At 52.8% G+C, this 23,279-nt stretch carries 19 protein-coding genes; 13 read left to right on the forward strand and 6 right to left on the reverse strand.

Going from position 1 to position 23,279, the window contains the following annotated elements; translation table 11 throughout:
- Positions 1 to 21 precede the first annotated feature (21 nt).
- Both HKX44_RS18265 and HKX44_RS18270 read left to right on the forward strand, forming a co-directional pair.
- Entirely contained in the window at positions 22 to 1,677 is a 1,656-nt protein-coding gene (locus HKX44_RS18265; RefSeq protein WP_276153245.1) for a transposase family protein, read from the forward strand.
- Positions 1,655 to 2,512 (forward strand): TniB family NTP-binding protein, encoded by an 858-nt coding sequence (locus HKX44_RS18270; RefSeq protein WP_276153154.1) that lies wholly within the window; start codon positions 1,655 to 1,657, stop codon positions 2,510 to 2,512. The genes HKX44_RS18265 and HKX44_RS18270 overlap by 23 nt, the downstream gene beginning before the upstream one ends.
- A gap of 1,091 nt (positions 2,513 to 3,603) precedes the next feature.
- Here the strand turns inward: HKX44_RS18270 and HKX44_RS18275 are convergent.
- Positions 3,604 to 4,200, reverse strand: a complete 597-nt coding sequence (locus HKX44_RS18275; RefSeq protein ID WP_276152811.1) for a DUF6088 family protein — start codon at positions 4,198 to 4,200, stop codon at positions 3,604 to 3,606.
- Between the two features lie 273 nt (positions 4,201 to 4,473).
- Between HKX44_RS18275 and HKX44_RS18280 the strand changes: the two genes are divergently transcribed.
- The 5 genes from HKX44_RS18280 (at position 4,474) to HKX44_RS18300 (ending at position 10,553) form a co-directional block, all read left to right on the forward strand.
- On the forward strand, positions 4,474 to 5,649 hold the full coding sequence (locus tag HKX44_RS18280; RefSeq protein ID WP_276152812.1) for an ABC-three component system protein: 1,176 nt from the start codon (positions 4,474 to 4,476) through the stop codon (positions 5,647 to 5,649).
- Positions 5,646 to 6,149: an ABC-three component system middle component 5 gene (locus HKX44_RS18285; protein WP_276152813.1), complete on the forward strand. Its 504-nt coding sequence runs from the start codon at positions 5,646 to 5,648 to the stop codon at positions 6,147 to 6,149. Before HKX44_RS18280 ends, HKX44_RS18285 begins: the two co-directional genes overlap by 4 nt.
- A 1-nt stretch (position 6,150) precedes the next feature.
- Entirely contained in the window at positions 6,151 to 8,079 is a 1,929-nt protein-coding gene (locus HKX44_RS18290) for an AAA family ATPase (protein WP_276152814.1), read from the forward strand.
- Between the two features lie 140 nt (positions 8,080 to 8,219).
- Positions 8,220 to 9,326, forward strand: a complete 1,107-nt coding sequence (locus HKX44_RS18295) for a hypothetical protein (RefSeq protein ID WP_276152815.1) — start codon at positions 8,220 to 8,222, stop codon at positions 9,324 to 9,326.
- A gap of 153 nt (positions 9,327 to 9,479) precedes the next feature.
- Positions 9,480 to 10,553: a DUF3800 domain-containing protein gene (locus HKX44_RS18300; RefSeq protein ID WP_276152816.1), complete on the forward strand. Its 1,074-nt coding sequence runs from the start codon at positions 9,480 to 9,482 to the stop codon at positions 10,551 to 10,553.
- A gap of 284 nt (positions 10,554 to 10,837) precedes the next feature.
- Here HKX44_RS18300 and HKX44_RS18305 read toward each other — a convergent pair whose 3' ends face one another.
- Positions 10,838 to 12,247: a hypothetical protein gene (locus HKX44_RS18305; RefSeq protein ID WP_276152817.1), complete on the reverse strand. Its 1,410-nt coding sequence runs from the start codon at positions 12,245 to 12,247 to the stop codon at positions 10,838 to 10,840.
- A 446-nt stretch (positions 12,248 to 12,693) separates the two neighbouring features.
- Between HKX44_RS18305 and HKX44_RS18310 the strand changes: the two genes are divergently transcribed.
- From HKX44_RS18310 to HKX44_RS18320, 3 genes are all read left to right on the forward strand, one after another.
- On the forward strand, positions 12,694 to 14,145 hold the full coding sequence (locus HKX44_RS18310; protein WP_276152818.1) for a GIY-YIG nuclease family protein: 1,452 nt from the start codon (positions 12,694 to 12,696) through the stop codon (positions 14,143 to 14,145).
- 509 nt (positions 14,146 to 14,654) lie between these two features.
- Positions 14,655 to 15,155, forward strand: coding sequence for an RNA polymerase sigma factor (locus HKX44_RS18315; RefSeq protein ID WP_134015205.1), 501 nt, complete (start codon positions 14,655 to 14,657; stop codon positions 15,153 to 15,155).
- Entirely contained in the window at positions 15,152 to 15,865 is a 714-nt protein-coding gene (locus HKX44_RS18320) for a hypothetical protein (protein ID WP_276152819.1), read from the forward strand. Before HKX44_RS18315 ends, HKX44_RS18320 begins: the two co-directional genes overlap by 4 nt.
- Positions 15,866 to 15,920: 55 nt before the next feature.
- On the opposite strand, the gene HKX44_RS18325 is transcribed toward HKX44_RS18320, so the two are convergent.
- From HKX44_RS18325 to HKX44_RS18340, 4 genes are all read right to left on the reverse strand, one after another.
- Positions 15,921 to 16,631 carry a cytochrome c family protein gene (locus HKX44_RS18325; protein WP_276152820.1) on the reverse strand — a complete coding sequence of 237 codons (711 nt, stop codon included), beginning with the start codon at positions 16,629 to 16,631 and terminating at the stop codon, positions 15,921 to 15,923.
- 54 nt (positions 16,632 to 16,685) lie between these two features.
- Positions 16,686 to 17,981, reverse strand: coding sequence for a sulfite oxidase (locus HKX44_RS18330; protein WP_276152821.1), 1,296 nt, complete (start codon positions 17,979 to 17,981; stop codon positions 16,686 to 16,688).
- Between the two features lie 117 nt (positions 17,982 to 18,098).
- Positions 18,099 to 18,896 (reverse strand): substrate-binding domain-containing protein, encoded by a 798-nt coding sequence (locus tag HKX44_RS18335; protein WP_276152822.1) that lies wholly within the window; start codon positions 18,894 to 18,896, stop codon positions 18,099 to 18,101.
- Positions 18,897 to 19,247: 351 nt separating this feature from the next.
- Positions 19,248 to 20,156, reverse strand: coding sequence for a tyrosine-type recombinase/integrase (locus HKX44_RS18340; RefSeq protein WP_276152823.1), 909 nt, complete (start codon positions 20,154 to 20,156; stop codon positions 19,248 to 19,250).
- 282 nt (positions 20,157 to 20,438) lie between these two features.
- Between HKX44_RS18340 and HKX44_RS18345 the strand changes: the two genes are divergently transcribed.
- The 3 genes from HKX44_RS18345 to HKX44_RS18355 all read left to right on the forward strand — a co-directional run bounded on the left by HKX44_RS18345 (position 20,439) and on the right by HKX44_RS18355 (position 22,960).
- Positions 20,439 to 21,899 carry an endonuclease/exonuclease/phosphatase family protein gene (locus HKX44_RS18345; protein ID WP_276152824.1) on the forward strand — a complete coding sequence of 487 codons (1,461 nt, stop codon included), beginning with the start codon at positions 20,439 to 20,441 and terminating at the stop codon, positions 21,897 to 21,899.
- A 254-nt stretch (positions 21,900 to 22,153) separates the two neighbouring features.
- Positions 22,154 to 22,462, forward strand: coding sequence for a hypothetical protein (locus HKX44_RS18350; RefSeq protein WP_276152825.1), 309 nt, complete (start codon positions 22,154 to 22,156; stop codon positions 22,460 to 22,462).
- Between the two features lie 18 nt (positions 22,463 to 22,480).
- Positions 22,481 to 22,960, forward strand: coding sequence for a hypothetical protein (locus HKX44_RS18355; protein ID WP_276152826.1), 480 nt, complete (start codon positions 22,481 to 22,483; stop codon positions 22,958 to 22,960).
- Positions 22,961 to 23,279: the final 319 nt, after the last annotated feature.

Below are 23,279 nucleotides of genomic sequence, written 5' to 3' on the forward strand. Positions count from 1 at the left end.
TACGGTCGGAGCTGTGGATAAATGTCGGACTATTGGGCGGGGGAGTGTGTGGTAAACGAGCGTCTTGCGAAACACCGAGCAGCGGTTCTTCGGCCGATCTTGGAGCTTGAGAAGAGAGGTGAGCCGATCAGCACTGCTATCGGAGATGCAGCTTGGGAACTGGGCTTGGCGAAAAGCCACACATGGTCGCTCTACCGGCGTCTGAGAGAGAACGATGCACGCGCCACGGCGTTGGAGTTGGACCGTCGCGGGCCGAAACGTGGTTCGAAACGGATTGCCCAAGACGTCGAAATCATCATCGATGAGAGTCTGCGAAAATACTATCTGGTCCGCGAGCGTTCGAGCTTTCTTCGCATCTGGCGTGAGATCCGTGCCGAGTGCGAGGCGAAGGGGTTTCAGCGGCCGACCCGGAGAACGGTGAAAGCCCGTCTAGACGCTATGGATCAGCGAGAGGTCTTCCGGAAACGGCGTGGGGCAGAGGAGGCTGACAAGGTCTTTGCTGCGCGTCCTGGCCGCCTTGAAGTTTCAGTCCCGCTGGAAGTCGTTCAGATCGATCATACAACTTCGGACATCACGTTGGTCGACCACGTCAATAGACGGCCGCTTGCGCGCCCCTATCTGACGGTTGCCATTGATGTCGCGACCCGGATCGTTCTCGGGGCCTATGTCACTTTCGACGAGCCATCTGTCTTGTCGATCGCCCTATGTCTTGATCACTGCGTGCGCCGGAAATCGGTGCACCTCCCAGAAACACTAGAAGAGGTGGTTTGGCCAACGGCCGGCATCCCGAAGGCGATCCACGTCGACAATGCGCAGGAGTTCCACAGCGATGCCTTCAGCATGGCCTGCGAAGATTGGGGCATTGCTGTCGAGTATCGTCCGCTTGGCGGCAAACACTATGGCGGCCATGTCGAACGGCTGATCGGAACGACCATGGGGGCCGTTCATGTGCTGCCGGGGACTACGCAGTCTTCAATCGTCGAGAAGGGCGACTATGACAGTGAGAAGCATGCAGCCTTGACCCTGGTCGAGTTTGAGGACTGGCTTCACCTGGAAATATGCCGCTACCACAACACAGTTCACGAAGCCCTCGGGCGAACGCCGCTTGCAGCATGGGCGGACATGGGCGGCGATACTGCGGGACGGCAGGTTGTCGATGTCGATGCCTTTCGGACAAGCTTCCTGCCATTTGAGTGGCGTCAGCTCGGGCGCACCGGGATCACGCTCTTCGGGGTCCATTACTGGAGTGATGTCTTTGCGTCGTTGGTCGGGCGCAGGCATGGCAAGGTACAGGTGAAATACGATCCGCGAGACTTGTCGCAGGTCTGGGTCATCACCGGTGATGGCCGCGTGATCCCGGCACGCTACCGGGATCTCAGCCACCCGCGGATATCGCTTTGGGAAAGTCGGCGGGCCAGGAAAGAATGGCAGGATAAACATGGTGGCCGGATCAACGAGCGGGTCCTATTCCAATTGATTGACGCGCAACGGCGGCTAGCCGAAGCGGCGCGTCAAAAGACAAAGACTGCCCGGTTGGAAAACGAAAGAGACGCGCGACTTCCCCGCCATAAAGCGCGCCGCGATCCGTCGCGCGAGATGTTCGCGATCGACACGGGGAATCCTGATCTGCCAACCTATGAGATTGATGAGTTTAATGACCCCAGACGAAAGAATTGACCGTATCCGTGGCGACCATTGGATCGCGTTTGACCGTGCCACCATCGTACTCAACCGATTGACATCCCTGATGGAAATGCCACAGCAAAGCCGGATGCCAGGGCTGATGGTCTATGGCAGCTCTGGCATCGGAAAGACGATGATCGCCAAGCGCATGGCGAGCAAATATCCAACGCAGTACAACGCCCAGCTGGGTGCCACGAAGACACCCATACTACTGGTTCAGGCTCCGCCCGCGCCGGACGAAAGACGGTTCTATCAGCACATCCTGGCGACGATCGGGGCGCCGATGTGGGGCCGGCATACCGTGTCCGAGCTCGAGGTCCGCGCGCTTAGTCATCTTCGGGACATGGACCTTAGGATGTTGATGATCGACGAGGTGCACAATCTGCTTGCTGGCAGCTATCGGGAGCAACGCCGGTTCCTGAACATGCTCCGGTTCCTTGCCAACGATCTCCGTGCCTCGCTCGTCGTCTTCGGAGTGAACGAAGCTCTGGAGGCCGTTCGTGGAGACGACCAACTGGCCCGACGTCTGGACGAACACTACCTGCCGCTTTGGGAAGATGACGTAGAGTTCTCCCGGCTAATCCAAACGTTAATCGCCGCGATGGCGCTCGAACAGCGTTCAGGCCTGACGGTCGCGTCGCTTCGGACGATCCTGAAGGTTACCGGGGGAGTGACTTCGCGTGTGTTCATCATGATCAAGTCTCTGGCTATCGATGCGATCGAAACCGGAGAAGAGCGGGTCACGGACGAAGCAGTTCAGGCCTGGCAACCGGTTTGGACGAAGCACGCCTGGAACATTCCTCGCCAGCCCGCCGCTGCATTCGGATGACGGTCAGACCACTACCGTTTCGACCTCCACCCATTCATGATGAGCTTTTGTCTAGCTGGATCAGTCGATTGGCGAACGCCAACCATTGTTCAGTTGAAGAGTTTTGTGGCTATCTGGGTTTGGGGCAGGGCAGGGTGCCGGAATGTACGAGTGACCTAGGGGTCGTGAACTGGTCGCGGACTTGTGCGGCACTTCAGCGACCCCAGATTGAGATCGCTGCCATGACTTTTCCTAGTACGATGTATCATTCCGCGCGATACATGTCGCTGGATGACTTCCAGTATTGCTTGGGGTGTGTTGAGAAAACGCCAAATCTGGTTCTTCGCCATTGGCGCTTTGTCTGGTCGCTGACATGCGAAGCCTGCGGTCGGACCCTCGCAGCCAAAAAACCAGCCAAATACGTATCAGGCAGACTTCGTGCTCAAGCTGTACGCGGCTCGGCAACTCTAAAAGCAGCTGTGGCGAGCAACGATTACAGACGATTGCGTCGGATAGATTTGACCCTGCATCTCATGACAGTGCTGGGGACCGGGCATTTGGGTTCACTCACCTCCAGGAACGAGCACGAAAGGCTACTTGCTCTTGCCGCAGTCAATGTCGGCACGACCCGTCCCTTGTTAGGTGCCGCCGTCGTCCTGCGAGGAAACGACCGGGCGGCTCGGGAGTTGCGCCGCGTCTTTCCTCAGCATCGTCGGGTGATCGAGAGGATCCGTGGATTGTCGCAGGACCTCGATCGACGGCTTCCTAGACTGAGTGAAACAGGGCATCCGACTAGGCAGGAAACGCATGGATCGTGTCGCCCAAATGCATCGGAGAGCGCTTTGCAGGCAGCTCGTAAGGCCATCTCCGAGCTCGGACACGACGCAAATCGTCAAGCGCTTCTGATGCGCGCCGATGAAATCTGGAAACGCTCAAAAGGGGTCAAATCCTGAAGCGAGCAGCCTGTGGATATATTGCAATTAAGGGTACAGAATTGCTCCAAAATGCCCTGAAACCGCAGAATCTGATTAATTAGGGTACAGTGACAGCAGCGGCCTGGCGGAAGGCTTCATCTCGGTGTTCGGGGGTGTCGTTCGCGAAGGGGTCCATAATCAGGCGTGTGCCACGATCTGCTGGACGACCGGGTGCATCCAGGCCGGGACATATCGGCTTTGCTTTGCAAGCTGCACACGATCCTTGGCATCCAGCACGCGCGCGATCTTTCCGATCACCTGATCGTCGACGCGATCCTTGCCGACATAGCGAAGCGCCTGAAACACAGTGCCCGTTTTAGACCCGGCGCCGACCAAGGTCTTCGGGGCGGCATTGCGAAACTGGATCACCTGCCGTCCGACCTTCTTGGTTCGAGTCGGCCCGTTGGTCATGTAAGTCGGGTTGGATGGGACTTGGGTAGACAGACCCAACTGGTTCGCCGCCATGGCCGGGGAGGGCTGCAGAACCTGGTTGTCCTTCCGGGCAACGGCGTGTGCGATGTCGTTAACAGAGGGTGCCAAGGCACCGAAACGGGGGCTGTGCTTGGGATAGTCGTAGAGCCCACGTGTCAGTCTCCGGATCAGGTCTTGATCCGCCAGACGCGACAGCGCCTGATCCACGCTTGCGCGCGAGCCGATATCGAGGAAGTCCGACGGCGCGAAGATGGCGCCCCGGCCTTTTCCAACAATGCGTTGTTTGATTTTCGACGTGATCATGGTTCAACTCCTTGTCAGAAAATAGGGTATGTTTTTCTGAACGTCAAGATGGAGAGGTTTCGGCAGGGAGGGCGGGAACCGGAAGTTCGCTGCAGATGCGAGAATTTAGTCACGTCTTGTCAAAAGCAGTCTTTCAGAATCGTTTGCGGTCACTGGTCTAGTAGAAACCAATCACCTTAAAGGTGTGGACCGCGAGGCGACGATGCGGCATATTTCAAACGAGATAATCAGGGCAGGATCTGCCCCAAAAAACAAATTTTGAGAGAGCGGTAAGTGGGCGAAACGTTATTCAAACAAATCCATAGTACTGCTGACGCACTTATCGATATTGTGTTTGTCCATGGGCTTTCAGGAGATGCCCACTCAACATGGGATTGCGGTGGGGCGGACGGCTTTTGGCCACAATGGCTTACCAACGACATTGGTCCGTGCAACGCCTATTGCTTAGGTTTCGGTGCGGCTGTGTTCGAAAAGTGGGCAAAGAAAGAGATGGATATGTTCGAGCGCGCCGACAACGTTCTTGAACAATTTGCCGGTAAGGGGCTCGGCAAACGCCCACTGGTGTTCGTCACTCACAGTCTTGGTGGCATTCTTGCCAAGATGATCTTGCGCGCATCAAAGGACGCTGACGACGAGGACTGGGCGGCCGTATCAAGCGCAACCAAGCTCGTGATTTTCCTATCAACACCACACATTGGTGCATCCATTGCCAAAATCGTGGACGTTGTACCAGGCGCATCAAAGCACATAAAACTATTGGGCAATGAAACGGGTATGCTGGAAGATCTCAACAAAGCTTACCGGAAGTTCTGCGCCGCAAACGCCGATCATGTGACAAAGGTCTACTACGAGAAACACACTACCTACAAATCTGTCCTCGTCGTTTCAAGAGAGTCTGCCGATCCAGGGATCCCAGGTGCAAACCCTGTGGCTGTCGATCGAGATCATATTTCGATTTGCAAACCCAAGGATCGCGACGATGTCGTGTATCGTGGCATCAAGCGGCATATCGAAAAGACACAGAGCACCGCGACTGCCTCAAACGGTATGATGGCTTTCTCCGTTTATGGCGAGAAATCCGAGCGGGACCGGCGCGATCTCCTCCAAAAGCTGATTGATGCCGACCGAGAGGGCGAATACGATTACGCTAATGATGCCCAGAATAAGTTCGCGCGTAGTTACGCTAAAACGGGACTATTTACTGCAGCGAAAGAAGACCACGATGCGCTCCTTGCCGAGATAGAGACGCGGTTTGTGACCCACGTGTTCCATCCGCATATCTGCAAGGACGCACCAGAAGATGATGTGCGAAAAGCCCTTCAGGACAACGTTCTAGACCCTCTTACGGCAAAGGGCTTTGGTGAGACGAAGTTTCCAGCCTCAGCGGTCCTGTCCGGATTATATTTTTTGACCGAACAATGCCATATTCGATGGGATAAGCCGGCATGAGTGCGCGGCTTTGGTACTCCCAGTTTGATGTTTATGATTGTGTCCGACGTTTGGGTGGATTGCTGCTCGAATGGCAGCAACCAGTTCATCTTGAGCGGCTCTATATTCTGGACTTCTTTTTTGCCAACGCGCCCCTGCTCCACCGTGTTACCATGACGGCTAATGTTAGAAGTGCGTTCCGCGATTTGGCAATTCCAAAACCAGATAAGGTCTTTTTGTCCTACCCTGCTTCACCTCTTCTCTTTCACCAAATGGAGAGCGCTCAAACATCAGCTCTGCGGGCCCTTGCGGGCAAAGGTCTTCTGAATACTGAGAGCTTTGCAGACAAATCCGCCGAGTTAAGTACGCTCGGATCGTCTCTGTTTGTAGACATCAAAAACCGTGCCGATAGTGCTCAAGAGATCGGTTTGGCGCGTTTTCTTGTCAATCAATATTCAGCTAGCCATGACAACGGTATGAGCAGCCTACGCTCAAGCTGCGGATTGCGCAGGAGCGTCTGATATGGCCAGCCGTTATCTCCAAATCAATCGACTACGCATCATGCGGCGGGGTCACGCTGCCTACGACCAGAACTTCCATCCCGGCGTCAATATTATCCGCGGTGAAAACGGCTCCGGTAAATCCACGATCTCAGACTTTATCTTCTTCGTTCTGGGCGGAGAGTTTGATGATTGGAAGGACGTGGCCAGTCGTTGTGACGAGGTACAAGCTGAGATTGAGACGTCAAAGGGAAAACTGGTTCTGAAACGGGCCACATCGTCTGCCCAACAGCCTGTCGCTGTCTTTTTTGGGGGTTTCGAAGACGCCATAAAAAGTGCTTTGGACAGATGGGAGTCCTTCCCACTCCGGCGCTCCGGAAGCAAGGAAAGCTTCTCCCAGGTTATGTTCCGGACGCTCGGAATCCCCGAGGCCCAAAGTGACGGAGCGTCCAACATCACGATGCACCAGCTCCTGAGGCTCTGTTATTCTGATCAACGCACCCCAGCGATGCGGATATTCAGGTACGAGTCATTCGACACCCAAAGCATTCGTGAGGCTGTTGGCGATCTGATCTGCGGTATCAGTGGATATGAGCTCTACGAACTTGGATTGGAAATTCGCAACAAAGAGAAAGCGTTCGCAAAGATCGATGCCAAGCTCTCCAGTCTTTTGGGCGCACTCAAGCTCGAAAATGCCCTCGCAACGCCTGCCTCTATCAATGCTAAGCTTCAAGAACTGACGACCGAAAAAGCACGTCTACACGCTGAGATCGGGAACGTTGACCGCTATGTCGATACCGGAGAAGTCGGGGATTTCTTGACGGAGCGGAAGACAGCGCGCACGCGGCTGTCCAAACAACGAGATACCATCACTGCCCTTGAGGATGACATCAGCGAAGCAGAATTTGAACTGAGGGAAATAGCCCAGTTCCAAAACTTCCTTGAAGAGCAAACGGCAAAGTTGGCAGCCGCACAACTGTCTTTTGATGTTGTCGGAGCCATCGCATTCAGCCATTGCCCAGCTTGTGGCAAAGAAATTGTCGCTCCAGATGTCGAAGGTCAGTGCCACGTCTGCAAAGAGGATCTAGATCCGGACATTGAGAAGGCACGCTACAACCAAATCAGACTTGATCTGGAGATTCAGTCGCGTGAAACCAGTCAACTGTTGAGCCAAAAAAATGGATCTCTGACCGAAAAACTGACTGAAATTCGGAAGAAGCGCAGCGAGCACAAGCGCGACCTTACGCAATACCAAGTCAAATACTCTGGTCCAAATGGGCCACGGGAAGCCTTTTTGGCCGCACGCACCAATCGAATTGGTCACATCGATGCGGAAGAGGCCTATCTGCTGTCAAACCTGCAAGTTGCAGAAGAGATCGAAGCGCTGAGTGCAGAGAAAGCTTACGTTCAGAAGGAATTGGACATCAAGAACGCGCGCGCGGCAGCGTTGCGCACTGCGGCCGGAAAGAGGCGGACGGTGGCGCTATCCAGTGTATCGCGGATTGCTGCTGCGATCTTGAGATCAGATCTTCCAAGACAAGATGAATTTATTGCAGCACAGGACGTTTCGGTTAACTTCAAGAATGACGCGAACTCCGTCGATGGCACTTACAATTTCGCGGAAAGCAGCAACGTCTTTCTCAAGAATGCAACGATTTTTGCTTTGTTTCTCGCGGCCATGAAGGACGATACGTTCTATCATCCGAGGTTCCTTTTGTTTGACAACATCGAGGACAAGGGCATGCAAGAGGAACGCAGCCATCTCTTTCAAAAGCTGATCGTTGAATATGCAACAGCGTTTGAAGCACCGTTCCAAATCATTTTCACAACGTCGATGATGAACCCTGCGCTAGAGCTCCAGGATTACGTCGTGGGCCCAGCATATACCCATGAAAATCGCTCGCTTGATCTGGGTATTCCAGTTGCAGACGGTTTGACCTCACTAGATTAGCAAAATCTGATTTCGGATCGAGAACAATAGACAACTAGCTGCACTGAAAAACTCGAAAGCCCATAGGACCGCTCATAGCGTGGCGTTCAAATTGGTTCCCCAGACAAACAGCAACCTACTAATGATGGCCCGAACACAATATGGTCGACGTAAATGCTCTCCGCAATCCAGCAATCGCCTTAGGCGGGCTCACTGGCTTAGATCGCGTGTTCACCTTTCACTATGACGAAACCAACAACATCCGTCGACTGCATCTGACTCCAAACGGCCTTAACGTCAGGGCGCCACAGTGTTTCGTATTGGGTGGCATCGCGCACGCCGGACTTGCACCAGCGCTTGATTTCGAAGACCTACGAGCTGCATTTCATCTGCAGAGATCGTCCGTAGAACTAAAGCTAAAGCAACTCGGCAAAGGCGATTTTCTTGCACTGCTTAATGCTCCCAAGGTCGGCACCTTCCTCAACTGGCTGAACAACTCCAACGCCTTCATCCACTTTCAGGTACTCGATCCGATGTACTGGTCACTGGTTGATGTGATCGACTCAATCATAACCGAGCATGGAAGCAATGAGTTGATCGGGATCGCACCGCTGCTAAAGAACGACCTCTACTGGCTTCTCCGCAATGACCCTGCTGAGACCGCAGAAATCCTTGGTCGCTATACTTATCCGGACGTAGGCCGCGACAGACGCGCTGAGTTCATCGTGGAACTGCAGGTTATCCTCGATGCGCGCCAAAATTTGTTTCCCGAATTTAACTTCCAAATGTTGAAAGGCTTACTAAAGATTGCGGCACGCCTTGAAAGCTTACCTTACCTGGAGGATGAGCGCCCCAATGTCCTAATCGACGGTTTCGGCAGCTTCTATCTGCACCGGCTAGCCCTGTTCAAACACTCCAATCACATCCTCGACATTGAACCTTCCATTCAAGACTTTTTGGCTGGCCTCGAACTGAAGGACGATGACGCTTCGCTTTCGAATTTTAGTTTCGTGGACTCTCGGTCCGCACCTTGGGTCCAAGTCTCCGATGTGCTTGCAGGGCTGCTCGGCAAGCTATTTATTTTCGCGAGTAATAACGATCTCGACGAGATTTTCGTTTCTCTTTCACGATTAAACAGTCATCAGCGCGCCGCCCTCGATACACTAATTGGCCTAGTAGATCGATCGACCGAAGAGTGCCCGGCGTTTGTTCAATATGTTAACTCCTTGGAAGACCAAAGTCGGCTCGCAGCAATATTCAATTCCTAGTCGGGCTTGATGCCACATTTGGCTCTCGTCGAGCCTACTTCGAATCAGAGAGGAAAGTCTCGTGGCGTAGAGGGAAGACCGGCTGTTCATGTGCCCATGGCCAAGGCATGGTAATCGCAAGGAACCATGGTAAGTAAAGTACCTTCGCCTAGGATGGATGATGTGTACATGACTTGCTTCCGTATCGACGAAAGCGGCTATACCGGATTTGACCTGCTCAACGCCGATCAGCGGTTTCAGGGCGCGAGCGCTATTGCCATCAATAACGACGACGCTGAGCGGCTGATCAAAGAGCATTTTCCACGCCTGCAGGCACCAGAGCTCAAGTATAATGCCCTGTCACGGCGCGCTTCCAATCATCCGCGTCTGCTTGGTCTGCTGAAAGACCTTTTGAGCGATTTCGATTGTGTAACCTATGTGGCCGACAAGCGATTTATGCTGACGCTCATGTTTGTCGATTATTCGGTCGAGCCCTTTTACTACGAGCGCGGTGTTGACCTGTACGAGAATGGCCAGAATTACGCGATGGCCGCCATGCTTCACATGGCAGGGCCCGCCCTACTGGGAGAGACAGAGTTTGCGGCGCTGATGGATGCGTTTCAACTTGCGATGAAAGAGAAGAACCCGCAATCGCTCCAGAAATTGGTTGAAGCTGCCGAGGCCACCAATTGGCGAGAGCTTCCAGAAGTTCTGGGCCCGCTCGCACAATATGCAGACCGCGACTGCCTTTCGGCCATTTCCACACCCGGCGTATCTACCGATATTGCCATTGTAGTCCTGATATCGCTGATTACACGTATGGAGGTCATGGCCAAGGGAGTCTATCGGGTTGAGCATGATCAGTCCAAGAACCTCTTGACCTATCACAATCTCCTGCAGCGGTACATCGAGAACGACGAAGAGGTGGAATTCCGCGCTACTGAAATCACATCGCTGCGGTTTCCACTCAAGCTCGATGAAGTCGTGCAAGTTGACTCGAAATCAAGTCCCGCGGTTCAACTCGCCGATGTCATGATCGGCGCTGCAATCGAAGCTGGCAACACCCTCACGGGCTTGCGGGCTGGTGGGTTAGATCCAGAGGCTTTAATGCTACTTTATCGCGAGGATCAGTTCATCCATATGTTGCCATCGATAGATTTTGAGGAACAACGGCGGTTTCGCTCAGGGAGTCAGAACAGTCAGGCCATTGATTATCTAGCCTCAAATATCTTCGGAAAGAGGCGCTGAAACACCTGCAAGAATGCATAAAGGCGATTGAATACCCGAGACGGGCATTCAGAGGCGCTACCGAAGTCTGCACTTTTTACTCTCGCAGCGAACGGCAGCTATGCGGGCTGCCACCGTAGCATCACGCAGGTAGGGCTAATGTCCGCAATGGGCCGGACTGAATAGACTGGATCAGTCGCAGTTTGGCGATGCGGCATTAACGTCTAAATCCCCTATGACCTAAATTCGTTGTCGGTTCGCGATCCGATCAAAGAAGTGTACCGGCAAGCGAGGGCCCTTTCTTCTCACCTTGGAATGGTTTGCGAACCTGTTTTCCGTAACTCCTCAGTCATTGCGTAGCTACTTGTTGACCGGACCTTCTCGAACAAAATGTTCTCCATCTGGTTTTGTACAAGGTCGTCGATTGTGATCATCGATTCAGGGGTAACAAGCGTTGCTACGATTCCTCGTATGTTGCCGACTTGCTTGGCATATCGCCCCAAAGCAATCCGAGTACTATCGAAATAATCATGTAAAGAATTGAAGACCTCCAGTATCGCTGCGCGGTCCTCTTCACCAAGCGATTCAAGCGTGCTGTCATCAAAGAAAACAGGTTGGGAGCTGTACGCCGCTGCTCTCATGCCAACGACCGCTAAAAAGTTTAACTCGCACTGATAGTACAGATTTAGAACATCATCCAACTGGTCTGAAGTCAGAGTGCCGCCGTCGGAAATATCATCATGTATGGCGCGAATGCTTGAACCGATACTCTTTATGGGAAATCCTTTTTCAACGCTCTCGAGTAGGCTCGACATCAGTTTGCAGACCAGAAGCTCTTTTTTCCGTGTCGTATTGATCAGAACATTGAGCTCCTGTCGGTAAGTTGAGGTGTCCTTCCAGTTTCCAACACCTTGTTTGATTCTAAGCCAAGCGCGAGCATGGTTGTTTACGACATCTAAAATTTGGTCACTGATAATATCCAGTACCGAGGCCGCTTCAGATGCCGCGATTGAGAAGAACGTGTCTTGCGTCGGAAGTACATCCAAGAAGCCATCAAACGTACTGATGATATCGTCGGCAACGGCCATTGTCTTTCGCATCATCGCCGAAGACTTTTCAGTTGAAAGGCGTTGCTGAACAATTGAGGGCATCGATGTAGCCACATCGCTAGTGAAGTACGTCGGACCAAGGATTAGCTGTTGCCAACCGTTCTCCAACAGAAGCGCGTACAGGGGGCCTGGAAAAATCTGCCGTCCAGCTGGAATTAGAGACTGATCGACCAGTCCTGTACGTTTCAATATCTTGCCTGCTGTCACAGAGCATATCGAATAGCCCAAGCGCTCCGGTGTGTCCTGTATCGTATCCCTTAAAGCGTCCTTGAGGGCATATTTCTCGTCTAAGTAGAAGAGCGCGGCATCAATGATTTTGCCAGCATCTTCGTGTCGCATGTTGGGGTTCCGAAGGACGAAGCGTTGTTCATCTTCAGGTCGTGTCGCAAGCCATTCTGCGAAAGTCAAACTATACGACTCTTCGCCTAACATCGCTTCCATGATATCTGTGGGGCTTACAATACAGGCAACATGCGCCTTCTCTGGGTGAGGGAAACGCCGCAACCGTTGATAGCCCTCAATCGGAAGTGACCGCATCTTATTCGTCGTAAAGACCAAGTCGCCAGCAAGCGCATGGGGATAGTCCAAAATGCTCCACATATTCATTCAAAGTCTCCGCTTCCGGCAACTTAAATGGTTGCCGGCATGTACTGCGCAAGTGCTCAGGGTATTTTGGTGTTTTCGATTTTCTCAAAGACTATCAGAAATTCAGGACCATCGCTAGAGCAACCCAGTTGTTGTCGGTGAAAACAGTGGCCCTGTCTATCTTTTTGAACATAGATCGTTGGCTCAGACAGCATCGCTGGAGACTGTCAATGAATGGCCGCTATGCGGGCTGCCGTCGCAGCATTAGTTGAAGTTGCTAGAGGTCGGCTTTGGGCCGTTGGTGACCGAGCGTGTTCGGCCCATTCCGGACCTTGGCTCCGTTTGGCAAATGCTGCAATTGCAGCGCGCATTGCCGACGTTCGCGGCTTGAGTTGCTGTGATCGCAGTCTATCGCCTCGAGTACGACAGTCGTGTAAACACTCAGCGAACAGTACCAAGCGGACACCATGTCGAAGTTGAAGCCACATCACCAAGAATGGTTGAAAGTAGACTGGGTTACAGTCCTGGACGCGAAGCTATTGACGAGGCTTGAGTTCAACCAGCTATTTCAGATCCGAGGTGCTTTGAATGAACGCAAGTACTACACCTACATTCTGTGGCGAAGCGATTTGGGAAAACCTGTTCCATTCTACGTTGGTAAAGGAGTCAATCGACGTGCGGCCCAGCACACCGCACCGTCCGAAAACCATAACAACCGCAAATGGAACATCCTTAAAAGTCACAAAGCTCAGGAACTTGAAGTATTTACATCGATTGCAGACACATTCGAAGTTGAAGAGGATGCATATGACGCCGAAGCAGAATTGATCGACCTTATTGGGCGGAAAGATCTTGGTGCGGGCCCTTTGGCGAACCGAACCGACGGCGGAGACGGAACTCGAGGCCACGTTGCGAAACGCGGCGGTGAGAGCGCTTCTGCACGCCCAGTGGTTATCGAGGGATTTCCCTATGGAAGCTTGACTGAAGCCGAAGATGCTACCGGCGTGACGGGAGGCGCACTGGCGCAGAGGATAAGATTTGGCTGGCCGGGTCATTTCTTTCAAGATGAAGGGCAGCAACCTACAAAAGAAGGCCTACTCTTCCGCTACAAAAAGCGCGTGCGAGTGCCGGAAGGCGAATACGAGTCACTTTCAGCGGCCGCTGAGGCGACTGGCGAGCCGTTCAGAAGGATCTACAAACGCATCAACTACGGCTGGCCAAGCTACTACTATACCGAGGAAGGACAACGTCCGAGAGTAAGTCGTTTCAAACCGTGTCGCGTTAACGGCCATGATTTTCATAGCCATCAAGCTGCAGCCCAGTCTATAGACATCTCGACCGCAGCTTTCGCAGTGCGGATTAGAAGTACCAACTACCCAAACTATTTGGATACTACCGGAACCATTCCCAAAACTGCTCGAAACCCTTTTAACCACGTGAGAACCTGGATCGCTGGTGAGGAGTTCGACACAGCGAGCGAAGCTGCTAGGCATCTCGGTATTGAACCCGGAACTCTGATTGCTCAGCTCAAGTCTTCGAACTTTCCAGATCGGATCGGTGAAGGCGTAACGAAACAAGTCAGGAACGCGGCATTGGCCAAACTTGCTGTGCCTGTAACTATCCGCGGTGTCTTATATAATACTCTTTCAGAAGCTAGCCGAGCTGATCGAATTGACATTAGTACGCTCAAGAAGAGATGTAGAAGCCCTTCGGAACCTGAGTATTCATCCCCTGATCCCGACTTGGCAGTTGTCCAACCCAAAGACGGACGGCCCGCAAAGATTCAAGTGGTTATCTATGGCATCACATACAAATCGGTGAACGCTGCGTATCAAGCTACCGGTATCGCCCGGGCTGAGATTAAGAAGCGTATCGACGACGACGCTTGGCCGAACTTTGGGCGCTTACATGAGCTATAAAATTTGATCAGATGCCCCAACAACACAGGACTGACTCCGTCCTCATTGCCTGCTCACCTGAGTGCTAGGACTGCGGCACTATAAACGCTTCTAAATATCGGTGCAGAATCTAAATGGGCGGAGCGGCCCTTAACGGCCATTGGCTACCACCCGCCGTCGCTGCGGTGCGGCCCGTCAGACCAGACTTTCGCTGCAACTGCGAAATCGAGTGATGGGTGAATTCACACAGTGCGGACAAAGTCAACTTTCGCTGCAAATGCGAATCTCAGAGTCTTGTATGGAAAAAGCAGAAGTTCGGCATAACGACGCAATGTATGAACGGCGAGAAATTGCTCAGAACTTCCAGCAACAATTTCAGTTTTTGGATACGTACCCAATGCTACAGTGAGCCAAGGAAAGAGGTGCGAAGTAGTCTCTAATCTATCAATCCAAAATACTGTTCAAACGAGCGATCTTAAATCTACAGCTTCACTTTGACGATTGCTTGGAATTAGAGCAAGTTCGCTGATATGATCGTTTCCGCTCATCTTCAACAACTCATGCCCGAATTTCTGGCATATGCCCGATCGATAACGTCTGCCTCTGATAGTGCGGAAGATCTCGTTCAAGACGCCATAGAGCGTGCCTTGCGCAGCAATAATAAGCCAGACGTTTTGGATCAACTTCGACCATGGATGTTTCGGGTCATCCGTAATCTGCATTACGATGAATTGAGAAAATTACGTGTGCGCCGGGAATATTCTGCCGGTATGGGACGTCTATCTGAGGAAAGCATGCAAACGGGAGATCATGCGCGGGACGTGCTGATCCGCCGTGCATTCGAAAAACTGCCGCCAGACACCCGCGAAGTGCTTTTTCTGGTGGATATTATGGGTTTGAAATACGCTGAAGCGGCAAAGGTGATGGATGTGCCCAACGGCACGGTGATGAGCCGGTTAAGCAGGGCACGACGCGCGCTGTTAGAACTGGTGGAAGGGCCCTCCGAGGACCGCAAGAGTAATGGACGATGACACAGATAACGGAACAAGACTGGGAATTGGTGAGTGCCTTTGCAGATGGTGAATTGCGAGGTGATGATGCTGCACGCCTTGAACAACGGCTCCGCAACGAACCGGAATTACAGGCGGCACTTGCGTCAATCACCGAGATGTCACAGGCACTGTCTACCTTGAAGCCAGGCCAAAATAATACGTCACAACCCGCAAACTCAAATCGGCGTCCGTATCGCTGGATCGCTGGCGCGGCTGTCGCTGCTTCGATTGCGGTGGCGGTGTTTCTGGCCCCTCAGCAAAGTGTCCAAGACCCGTTGGACATTCACAATGCCTACACGGCCCAGACTTTTCCGGCGCCAACGCTGAATGACCTCCGTTCTGTATCCAACGCTGAGACAGATGGCTTCCCCAGTTTGCGGGATGCGAACATGGTGTTGGTGGTTACAAGTACAGCTGATGCAACAGCTTCAGCTCACTACGTTGGAGAGAATGGATGCCGTTTGACTCTTTTGCGTGGGATTGGCGCTCCCCCGCAGCCCATCCAGACCCTGCAGTCTGCAGAATGGACTGTAGGTGAGCAGTGGTATCAATCTTTGGCAACTGGCATGGATCAAGTGAAATTTGATGCGTTGACCGTATATTTACAGCAATCCACCCAAGACCAACGTAAACCTGCGACTGTGCTTGCACTATTGGGTGCAGTACGTGGCGCAACACCCTGCGCATAATTTTCGCTCCTACTTATCATAGCAGGAGCGATTACCTTGGGCGCGCGCAGGACAGTTAATTTAAGGGTCGAGGGAAATTGGGACGATCTTCGTTATAGTGCTTGGCAAGATAGTCGAGGATGATTGTGCGATCGGGTTCGTCTATTTCTGACATGCCCTGTTCTTCGACCATCCATTCAAAGGATTCGTCCCAATGCTCGCGCGTTAATCCTTGTTGGGCGACGATCATCTCGGAGTGACAGGCCGTACATGCATAAAACGTTTCCTCAACACCCGGCGCAACTTTCAAAACCCCGAATTCAGGATCTTCTTCTGGTAGCGTGGCTTCAGCGGCGGCTGGCGTCGCACCAAATTCCATTGAGGTATCGGACAATGTATTCAGATAGGCGATCAAGTTGGCGCGATCATCATCTTTTCTCAGCCCTGCGAACCCCATTTTTGTGCCTTTGACCTCGGCCTTGGGTTTGGCGAGGAAGGCGTCCAATCGCTCGGGTGTCCAATCGCCACCATATTCGGTCAGCGCGGCTGAATACTTAAATCCGTCAACTGTCGCGACAGATGCGCCAACGATATTGTAGAGGTTCGGACCAACCTTGTTTTTGCCATCTGCTGCGGCAACGTGGCAGGCTTTGCATTTGCGAAAAACGCTCTCCCCTTGCGACACATCCGCCGAAGCAAGCGCATCGGTGAGATCAGCAAAGGCAGGAAGGGGTGACAAAAGCGTAGCACCAAGGGCCAGCGCGCCCAGGTTCATCTTACGAAACATAGAAATCTCCAGAATTTAATTCGGCGGGCACAACAAAGCGCCCGCCTGATTAGATTAACTCACCCGCAGGCCGACGCGGTGCATGGTGTTGTTGAGATACCCTTTGGGGTTCCAATCAATCGCAAATGGCTGCATGTCGTCTTCGCTGTCTGTGGCGCGCGCCCAAACCTCGTAATATCCTGCAATGGGGAAGGTCACGTTTGACCGCCAGTTTTGCCATGCGCCTGAATTGACCGGTGCGTCCATATCGGCATCCTGCCAAGTCGCGCCAAAGTCGATGGAAATTTCGAGCTTATCGACGGTCCTGTCACCTGACCATGCATGGCCACGTACTTCAGTCTCCATTCCGGATGCAGCACCGTTGGCGGGGAATGTAACCAGCGACTTCACAGGCATCCGCTCAATGATAACGAAGTCTTTTTTGTCCACGTCCTCACCTGGCTCGACCGGACGATTGGGCACACGGTAGGCGGTGCCGGTCATTTTCGGTCCATCGTGAACGATGTCGCGCAGCTGGATGCGTGTCAGCCATTTCTGCGCTGTAGACGCAGGCCAGCCCGGTACAACAAGACGCAAGGGTGCGCCGTTCAACGGGTGGAGTGCATCGCCGTTCATCTCGAACGCAATCAAGATGTTGTCAGTCATCGCCTTATCGATAGGCATCCCGCGAGAAATAGGCAGTTTGTCAGGATCGCCTGATAAATGCGCGTCTGCACCGTAATGCGCAGTATAGATCGCGCCTGCCTGCACGCCAGCCTTCTCCAGCACATCTTTCAGACGCACACCTGTCCATTCAGAGCAAGCAACTGCACCATAGGTCCACTGGTTGCCTTTGGCAGGCGGATTGAAATATCCCCGACCATTGCCTCCACATTCGAGCGTCAAAGCCATTGTTACGACTTCAAATTGATCACGCAGATCGGCGATGGTCAGTTCCATCGGTGCATCAACAAAACCGTCGATGGTCAGCGTCCAAGTCGCTGGATCGACGTCTTCGGGTGGAATGCCATTGTTGCGCACAAAGTGCCGCGCGGTTGGCGTTATTGCATCGTCGAGAAATTCAGGGGGTGTTTCGGCATTGATCGGTCGATCGTTTAGCAATGTCAGACCATCCTTACCCATCAAAATGTCGTCCTGTGCGAAGGCAGCAGGGACAAACCCGATGGGCATCTTATCTGAAAACGGGATTGATGTCCCAACCATAGCCGCCATCGTGGCATAGCCGGTGCGTTTCAGAAATCCGCGACGGTCAGGATTGGCGACGCGGCCAAAAAATTCCTTGTCCGCTTTTTCAGGATCTTTCGAAAAAAATCCGTGGACCGTTTTGTTTTTGTCATCATCGAGTGCCATATGTTCCTCCCTGGCAGTGCCTCGGTATGCAATCGCGCACCCAAGGTCTTTCGATATTGACGTACGGGCCGCGGGTTTTATTCCCGCAGCCCTACACCTTTTCTTAAAAAACGCTTCTTAACGAACCCATCCCTCTGTTTTCATGAGACTTTGGGCCTCGTCTGTTATCAGGAAATCAAGGAACATTTGCGCTTCAGGGTCGGCATCGGGTGCGACGGCCACATTCACATCGCGCCAAATCTGGCGGTCATCGTCGATTTGTACCATGTCCAGTACGTCCGGATGTGTGATCGGCCAATTTGGCCAAGTGATCCAGGCGTCAGCATCCATCTCTTTGAATGCCTTGAAACTTGCGCCGGAACCGAGGCCATAACTCACAATGTTCTTCCGAAACGCGCGCACATCTTCAAGGTTGCCTGTACGGCCAGCCACGTCTTCCCATGTGCCGGTGCCGGAGGTATTGTAGACACCAGAGCCTTCAGTCACCACAATCTTGATCCCGTCTTTCAGCAAGTCATCGAAACCGTCGATACCTTTGGGATTGCCCGCCTTCACAGCGATCACTGTCGGACGAATATAGATCGGATCAACCTGATCGGGCGAAAATGTCAGGTACGTCTGCAAAAACGCTGTCATCGACTGTTCGGATGTACCCCAAAGAATATCAGCATCCGCCTGAGCCGCTGCGGACCATTTGGATTCTGGGCCTGCAATAATTTCAACTTTGTTGCCAGTCTGCGCCTCCCAAACTTCGGCGACTTTCTTGAATGCGGTATGTGGACCCCCAGCACCATAGAGCTTAACGATGCCGTCCTTTGGCATGTGTTTGATCGCTGAATCATAAAGCTGGGTATCTTGGGCCAGCGCTGAGTTCGCAATCAATGCAGTTGTTGCAAGAATGGCTATTGTTCGCATTTTGTGTTCCTTCCGAAAGGTTGAGGCAGCACTTGTTGGTGTCGCTTGCAATATTAACGTGCGAGCGCCCTGAATTCTTCCAAAAGAAATGTCAACTGTACGAGAAAAGCGTAATTCCAGCTGGTGTTTCGACGCCGCTTCCATAGCCAAAGTGAGGGAAAATGGTAGTGTCTTGAGCGGCTGCGTGAAGAAGTAATAAGCAGAATTCGGCACTGCTTTTTCAACGGTATGGGTTCACTGCCGCCATTAGATCGGTCGCAGCATTTTTGAGTTCAATCGACACACGGACGTCGGCTTGTTCACGTCCGCGGTTCAGATCACGCATATGCAGCGAATGTCTGGTATCCGCCCTCATTGCTCAAGAGCACTAAGAATATCCGCCCGCTCTAACGCTCTTTGCAGCGCAGTGTTCGAAACCCGCACATAAATCTCTGTGGTCCTGAGACTGGCATGCCCCAGCAATGCCTGCACCATCCGAATATCGATGCCTTCCTCGATCAACAGCGTTGCGGCCGAATGGCGGAACCGGTGCGGTGTTAGATGCGGCACGATCCCCAAGCGATGTGATAAAACTCGCAGCCGTTTCCGGAAGGTTTGCGACCGCAGCCGACGACCAACCGCATTCAGGAACAGCGGCGATTTCGGGGAGCCGTGCTTGGAGCGATCTATGCAGTATCGTAGAAACGCGTCCTGCAGCTCCGCATTCGGTACAAACACAATGCGTTCTTTGTTGCCTTTGCCGCGGACGATCATCTGCGACGCATCAGCAGAGACATCGCGGATCTTCAGGGTGGTGAGTTCGCTGATCCGCAACCCGGTTACAATCAGCAGCTTGATGATCAGGTGTGTGATTTCCTGATCTGCGGGCTGTGCATTTGCCGACCCGGCTTCCCACTGCAAGAAGGCTTTCAGGGTCGCCCGGTCGATCGGGCGGGGTAGGCGTCGCGGAATCCGGACCGAGATGCGGACATCCGCAAACGGCGAGGGCAGGGCGCCGTTCCGATCCGCGCGCCAAGCAAAGTAGGACTTGAGGGTGACGAGCCGCCGTTCGATGGTTGCGGGCTTGGCGTTCAGCTCATCGCGTAAATGACGGTGGTAGGCGAGGATGTCGTCTTTCGACAGCGGCTCGGTGAGTTTCCGTTCCTTGGTGAAGCGCGCGAAGGTGCGCAGATCCTGGGCATAGGCGCGCAAGGTATGATGGCCGACGCCGCGTTCATCGCGGCAGGCATGGACGAAGGCGGTGTGATCGAGATGGGGCATGGTGGACTCCTGTTGCGGTGTCCAGGCAGTGCATCACAGCTTCTGAATGGGTCGAAATTGGGCTGCGTGCGCAGTAACGATAATGGCCCTCCTTATCGTCATATATTTGGTTCATAGCTGCTTACCATTTGTCTTTCCTCGAACTCGCTATGAGTTAGTGGCGCTCAATGCGTTTCTTTAAGTCTTTGGAATATGTGAGTTTGTCGACATAGACAAAACAGGTCGTTGGCTTAGTGTGAGGGTTTACAAGTTCGATAATTCTGGGGAGGCGTTGTTAGCAATATGAATTATGTAGGTCTAAGAATTTACGGGAATGACACAGACGTCACAAAGCGGTGGAAACGAAAAGCCGTTACCGACCTCTTACGGTTGCGGGCAGCCTTACGGGCCCCCAACGAAACAGCGGACATTTCGCGTGCACCTGGGATTGATGAACGGCGTTTGCGCATAGCGACTTGGAACATCAGAGAGTTTGACACGCCAAACTATGCCCATCGTCTGGACGAGGCATACTATTATCTAGCCGAAGTGATCTCAGCATTCGATCTCGTGGCCCTGCAGGAAGTCAAAGGTGATCTGGCTCCCTTCGATCGTTTGCTGCGCATCCTAGGACGGGATTGGGCTTATGTGATGACTGATGCTGATGAGAGCAGTGCAGCGCACAATGAACGCATGGTTTTTGTCTACGATACTCGGCGGGTTCAGTTTCGGGGAACAGCAGGGGAGATCAATTTGTCGGGGGGCGACCGCCTCCAACTTTCAGACAGCTATGATCTTCGGCTCGATAGGGGCGTTGAGATTGAACTGCCACCAGGTTCGGAGTTGCGGCATCCAGAGAAAGTGAACAGTGAGAAAGTCAGTGACGGCGACTACCGTATAACGCCTGCGACCGTTGTTGATCTGCCCGAAGGAACCAGAATAAACGTGCCGGAAGGAAGTCAGCTTGCGTTCAAAGGCCGTCCTGACGAGTTCTCCTTTGACATTGAGAATGGGCGCATTGCCAACAAAAGATTGGACCTTAAGGAAGGAGATACTCGCAGCTTCTCAGAAGAGGTGAGGGTTCGTTTTCCTGCTCAGCAGATGGAGCTCGGTTCACAACAGTTCGCCCGAACGCCTTTCATTGCGTATTTCCAGTCAGAATGGATGAAGCTCGCGCTATGTACGGTGCATATTTATTATGGATCGAACTCGGATGGATCACCGCAAATGGCGCGTCGGCGTGCAGAGATCGAAGCGCTGACCGAGGTCTTAGCCAAAAAAGCGTCGGAAAAGACAGATTCTGATGCCAACAGCTACTTCATCGCTCTTGGCGACTTCAACATTAAGGGGCACGATCACCAGACAATGGCGGCATTGCGGTCAAACGACTTTGAAATCCCCGAGCAAATTCAAGCTATACCTGCGGGTACGAACGTCAAGCGGGACATGTATTACGATCAGATTGCATTCTGGCAGGGCACGAATGACCATGGTCGAGGGCCAAAAGATTATACAGAGATCAAGATTGTAGATGCTGGCATCTTTGATGTGTTTAAGCATGTATACCGACATGGCGAGGATGACTCAAACGGTGAGGATGAAGAGCATTTCAGGGCGCGGATGGAGGATGTGGGCCGCACCTACACCGATTACAGTGCCTGGCGAACGCATCAGATCTCCGACCATCTCCCAATGTGGGTCGAGATTGAAACCGATTTTGCTGATGCCTATTTGGCAAGTCTGCTGGAGCGCGGTGAAGCCTGATTGAGCCTCAATTCAACATTTATCTGTTTGGATGCGACTTGAAATTTGTATCAGATTTTGCCCTTAGAAGTTGCGTGTAAACGCAACGCAGCAAAACAGTATTTTCCCAACCCAGTGAGATTGGTTGCGCCAGATAACCGCCTTGGAACGTTCTGCTCCAGCTGAAGAGTAGCCAATGACTTGCTGCCTAAAATTGCAAACCAGATCATTTGAAGGTACTATTGAGAAATAATTTGAAGAGTGGGATTTTCTCAATGGCAACATTTAGCTCGACACAGTACTCTGTTGTTCTCCACTACATCGGCGCATCGAAAGAGCAGAGCCACTTGGTTACGGTGACAGGAGGGGCGGGTGAAGCGGCGCAAATGTATTTTTCGTCGACGGGCGATGGTGCCGTTCAAATCGACTCTCCAACGCTCGCCAAGGGGTTTTTCCCGTTGGACCAATATGAAGGCTTCTTGAAGTCGGTCGAAATTCTGATGGCAAATGGTGGTGCGCAGGTCATCATTGATGAAAATAATCCTGAAGGGATCCGGATCAGTAGCCAGGGGACTCTGCCTTAACTGATCAGGACTTGTATTATGGCCATTCCAACACTTCGTTCGCCCACTATCCAATCTGGCGGATTGATCCCTGTCGCACACACGGCTCAAGGTGCGGGTGTTTCTCCTGCGTTGAAATGGCGACGCCCGCCCCCAGGCAGGCCATATCTCATAATCATTGTGCGATCTTGGCTGGCGTCCGGCGGTGATGAAATCGTGCATTGGCTGGCCTATGATATCCCAGAGTTTCTTGGTGGCCTCGTAGAAGACGTGGGGCAGGGGGCAAACTGGACAACCGGTCTAAATTCTGATGGCAATGCTACATATCTAGCGTTTCCGGGTACTGATGCGAGACGAGTACGGTTTGATATGTTTGCATCGCGTTCACAAACGGGTTTGGACGGGCCTAACACGTGGGAAGACACCTCGGACATAGTTGAAAAACAAGGCGCGTTGGGTCCTTTTGGTTTTGAGGCTTATGATGTGAGCCTCCCGGTGCTCTTGGGGATGTCAGAGTGAGTTTCACAGCAACTGATTTGGGCCCTTACAAGAAGTATTCGTATGCTGTTCGTCTGCGCGATGGTGTTGTCTATGCAGCGCGCGATCGTGCAGCTCTTGGCGACTACAATGTTCATGCGGCGTTCTGGGATGGGAGTTGGACGCTTCTGCCCGATCCAGCGGCTGGGGTCGTCTCATCTGTTGCCACGGGGGGGACCCCAATACGGATCTGCGGTGGGTTTGTGGTTCCCGGTTTGGAGACTTTTGGCCGCGCGGCGGTTTGGGATGACGTTGCGGGGACATGGACGCCAACCACGTTGACCTTGCCGGCAGGCGCTCT

Source organism: Sulfitobacter sp. M05, from assembly GCF_029285175.1.
Lineage (GTDB): Bacteria > Pseudomonadota > Alphaproteobacteria > Rhodobacterales > Rhodobacteraceae > Sulfitobacter.

Coding starts and splice junctions, on each gene's coding strand:
- HKX44_RS18285 (WP_276152813.1), top strand. CDS start 5,646: ATGAGTGCGCGGCTTTGGTACTCCCAGTTTGATGTTTATGATTGTGTC.
- HKX44_RS18270 (WP_276153154.1), top strand. CDS start 1,655: ATGACCCCAGACGAAAGAATTGACCGTATCCGTGGCGACCATTGGATC.
- HKX44_RS18290 (WP_276152814.1), top strand. CDS start 6,151: ATGGCCAGCCGTTATCTCCAAATCAATCGACTACGCATCATGCGGCGG.
- HKX44_RS18275 (WP_276152811.1), bottom strand. CDS start 4,200: ATGATCACGTCGAAAATCAAACAACGCATTGTTGGAAAAGGCCGGGGC.
- HKX44_RS18300 (WP_276152816.1), top strand. CDS start 9,480: ATGGATGATGTGTACATGACTTGCTTCCGTATCGACGAAAGCGGCTAT.
- HKX44_RS18345 (WP_276152824.1), top strand. CDS start 20,439: ATGAATTATGTAGGTCTAAGAATTTACGGGAATGACACAGACGTCACA.
- HKX44_RS18330 (WP_276152821.1), bottom strand. CDS start 17,981: ATGGCACTCGATGATGACAAAAACAAAACGGTCCACGGATTTTTTTCG.
- HKX44_RS18315 (WP_134015205.1), top strand. CDS start 14,655: ATGATCGTTTCCGCTCATCTTCAACAACTCATGCCCGAATTTCTGGCA.
- HKX44_RS18325 (WP_276152820.1), bottom strand. CDS start 16,631: ATGTTTCGTAAGATGAACCTGGGCGCGCTGGCCCTTGGTGCTACGCTT.
- HKX44_RS18295 (WP_276152815.1), top strand. CDS start 8,220: ATGGTCGACGTAAATGCTCTCCGCAATCCAGCAATCGCCTTAGGCGGG.
- HKX44_RS18350 (WP_276152825.1), top strand. CDS start 22,154: ATGGCAACATTTAGCTCGACACAGTACTCTGTTGTTCTCCACTACATC.
- HKX44_RS18310 (WP_276152818.1), top strand. CDS start 12,694: ATGTCGAAGTTGAAGCCACATCACCAAGAATGGTTGAAAGTAGACTGG.
- HKX44_RS18335 (WP_276152822.1), bottom strand. CDS start 18,896: ATGCGAACAATAGCCATTCTTGCAACAACTGCATTGATTGCGAACTCA.
- HKX44_RS18340 (WP_276152823.1), bottom strand. CDS start 20,156: ATGCCCCATCTCGATCACACCGCCTTCGTCCATGCCTGCCGCGATGAA.
- HKX44_RS18320 (WP_276152819.1), top strand. CDS start 15,152: ATGACACAGATAACGGAACAAGACTGGGAATTGGTGAGTGCCTTTGCA.
- HKX44_RS18265 (WP_276153245.1), top strand. CDS start 22: ATGTCGGACTATTGGGCGGGGGAGTGTGTGGTAAACGAGCGTCTTGCG.
- HKX44_RS18355 (WP_276152826.1), top strand. CDS start 22,481: ATGGCCATTCCAACACTTCGTTCGCCCACTATCCAATCTGGCGGATTG.
- HKX44_RS18305 (WP_276152817.1), bottom strand. CDS start 12,247: ATGAATATGTGGAGCATTTTGGACTATCCCCATGCGCTTGCTGGCGAC.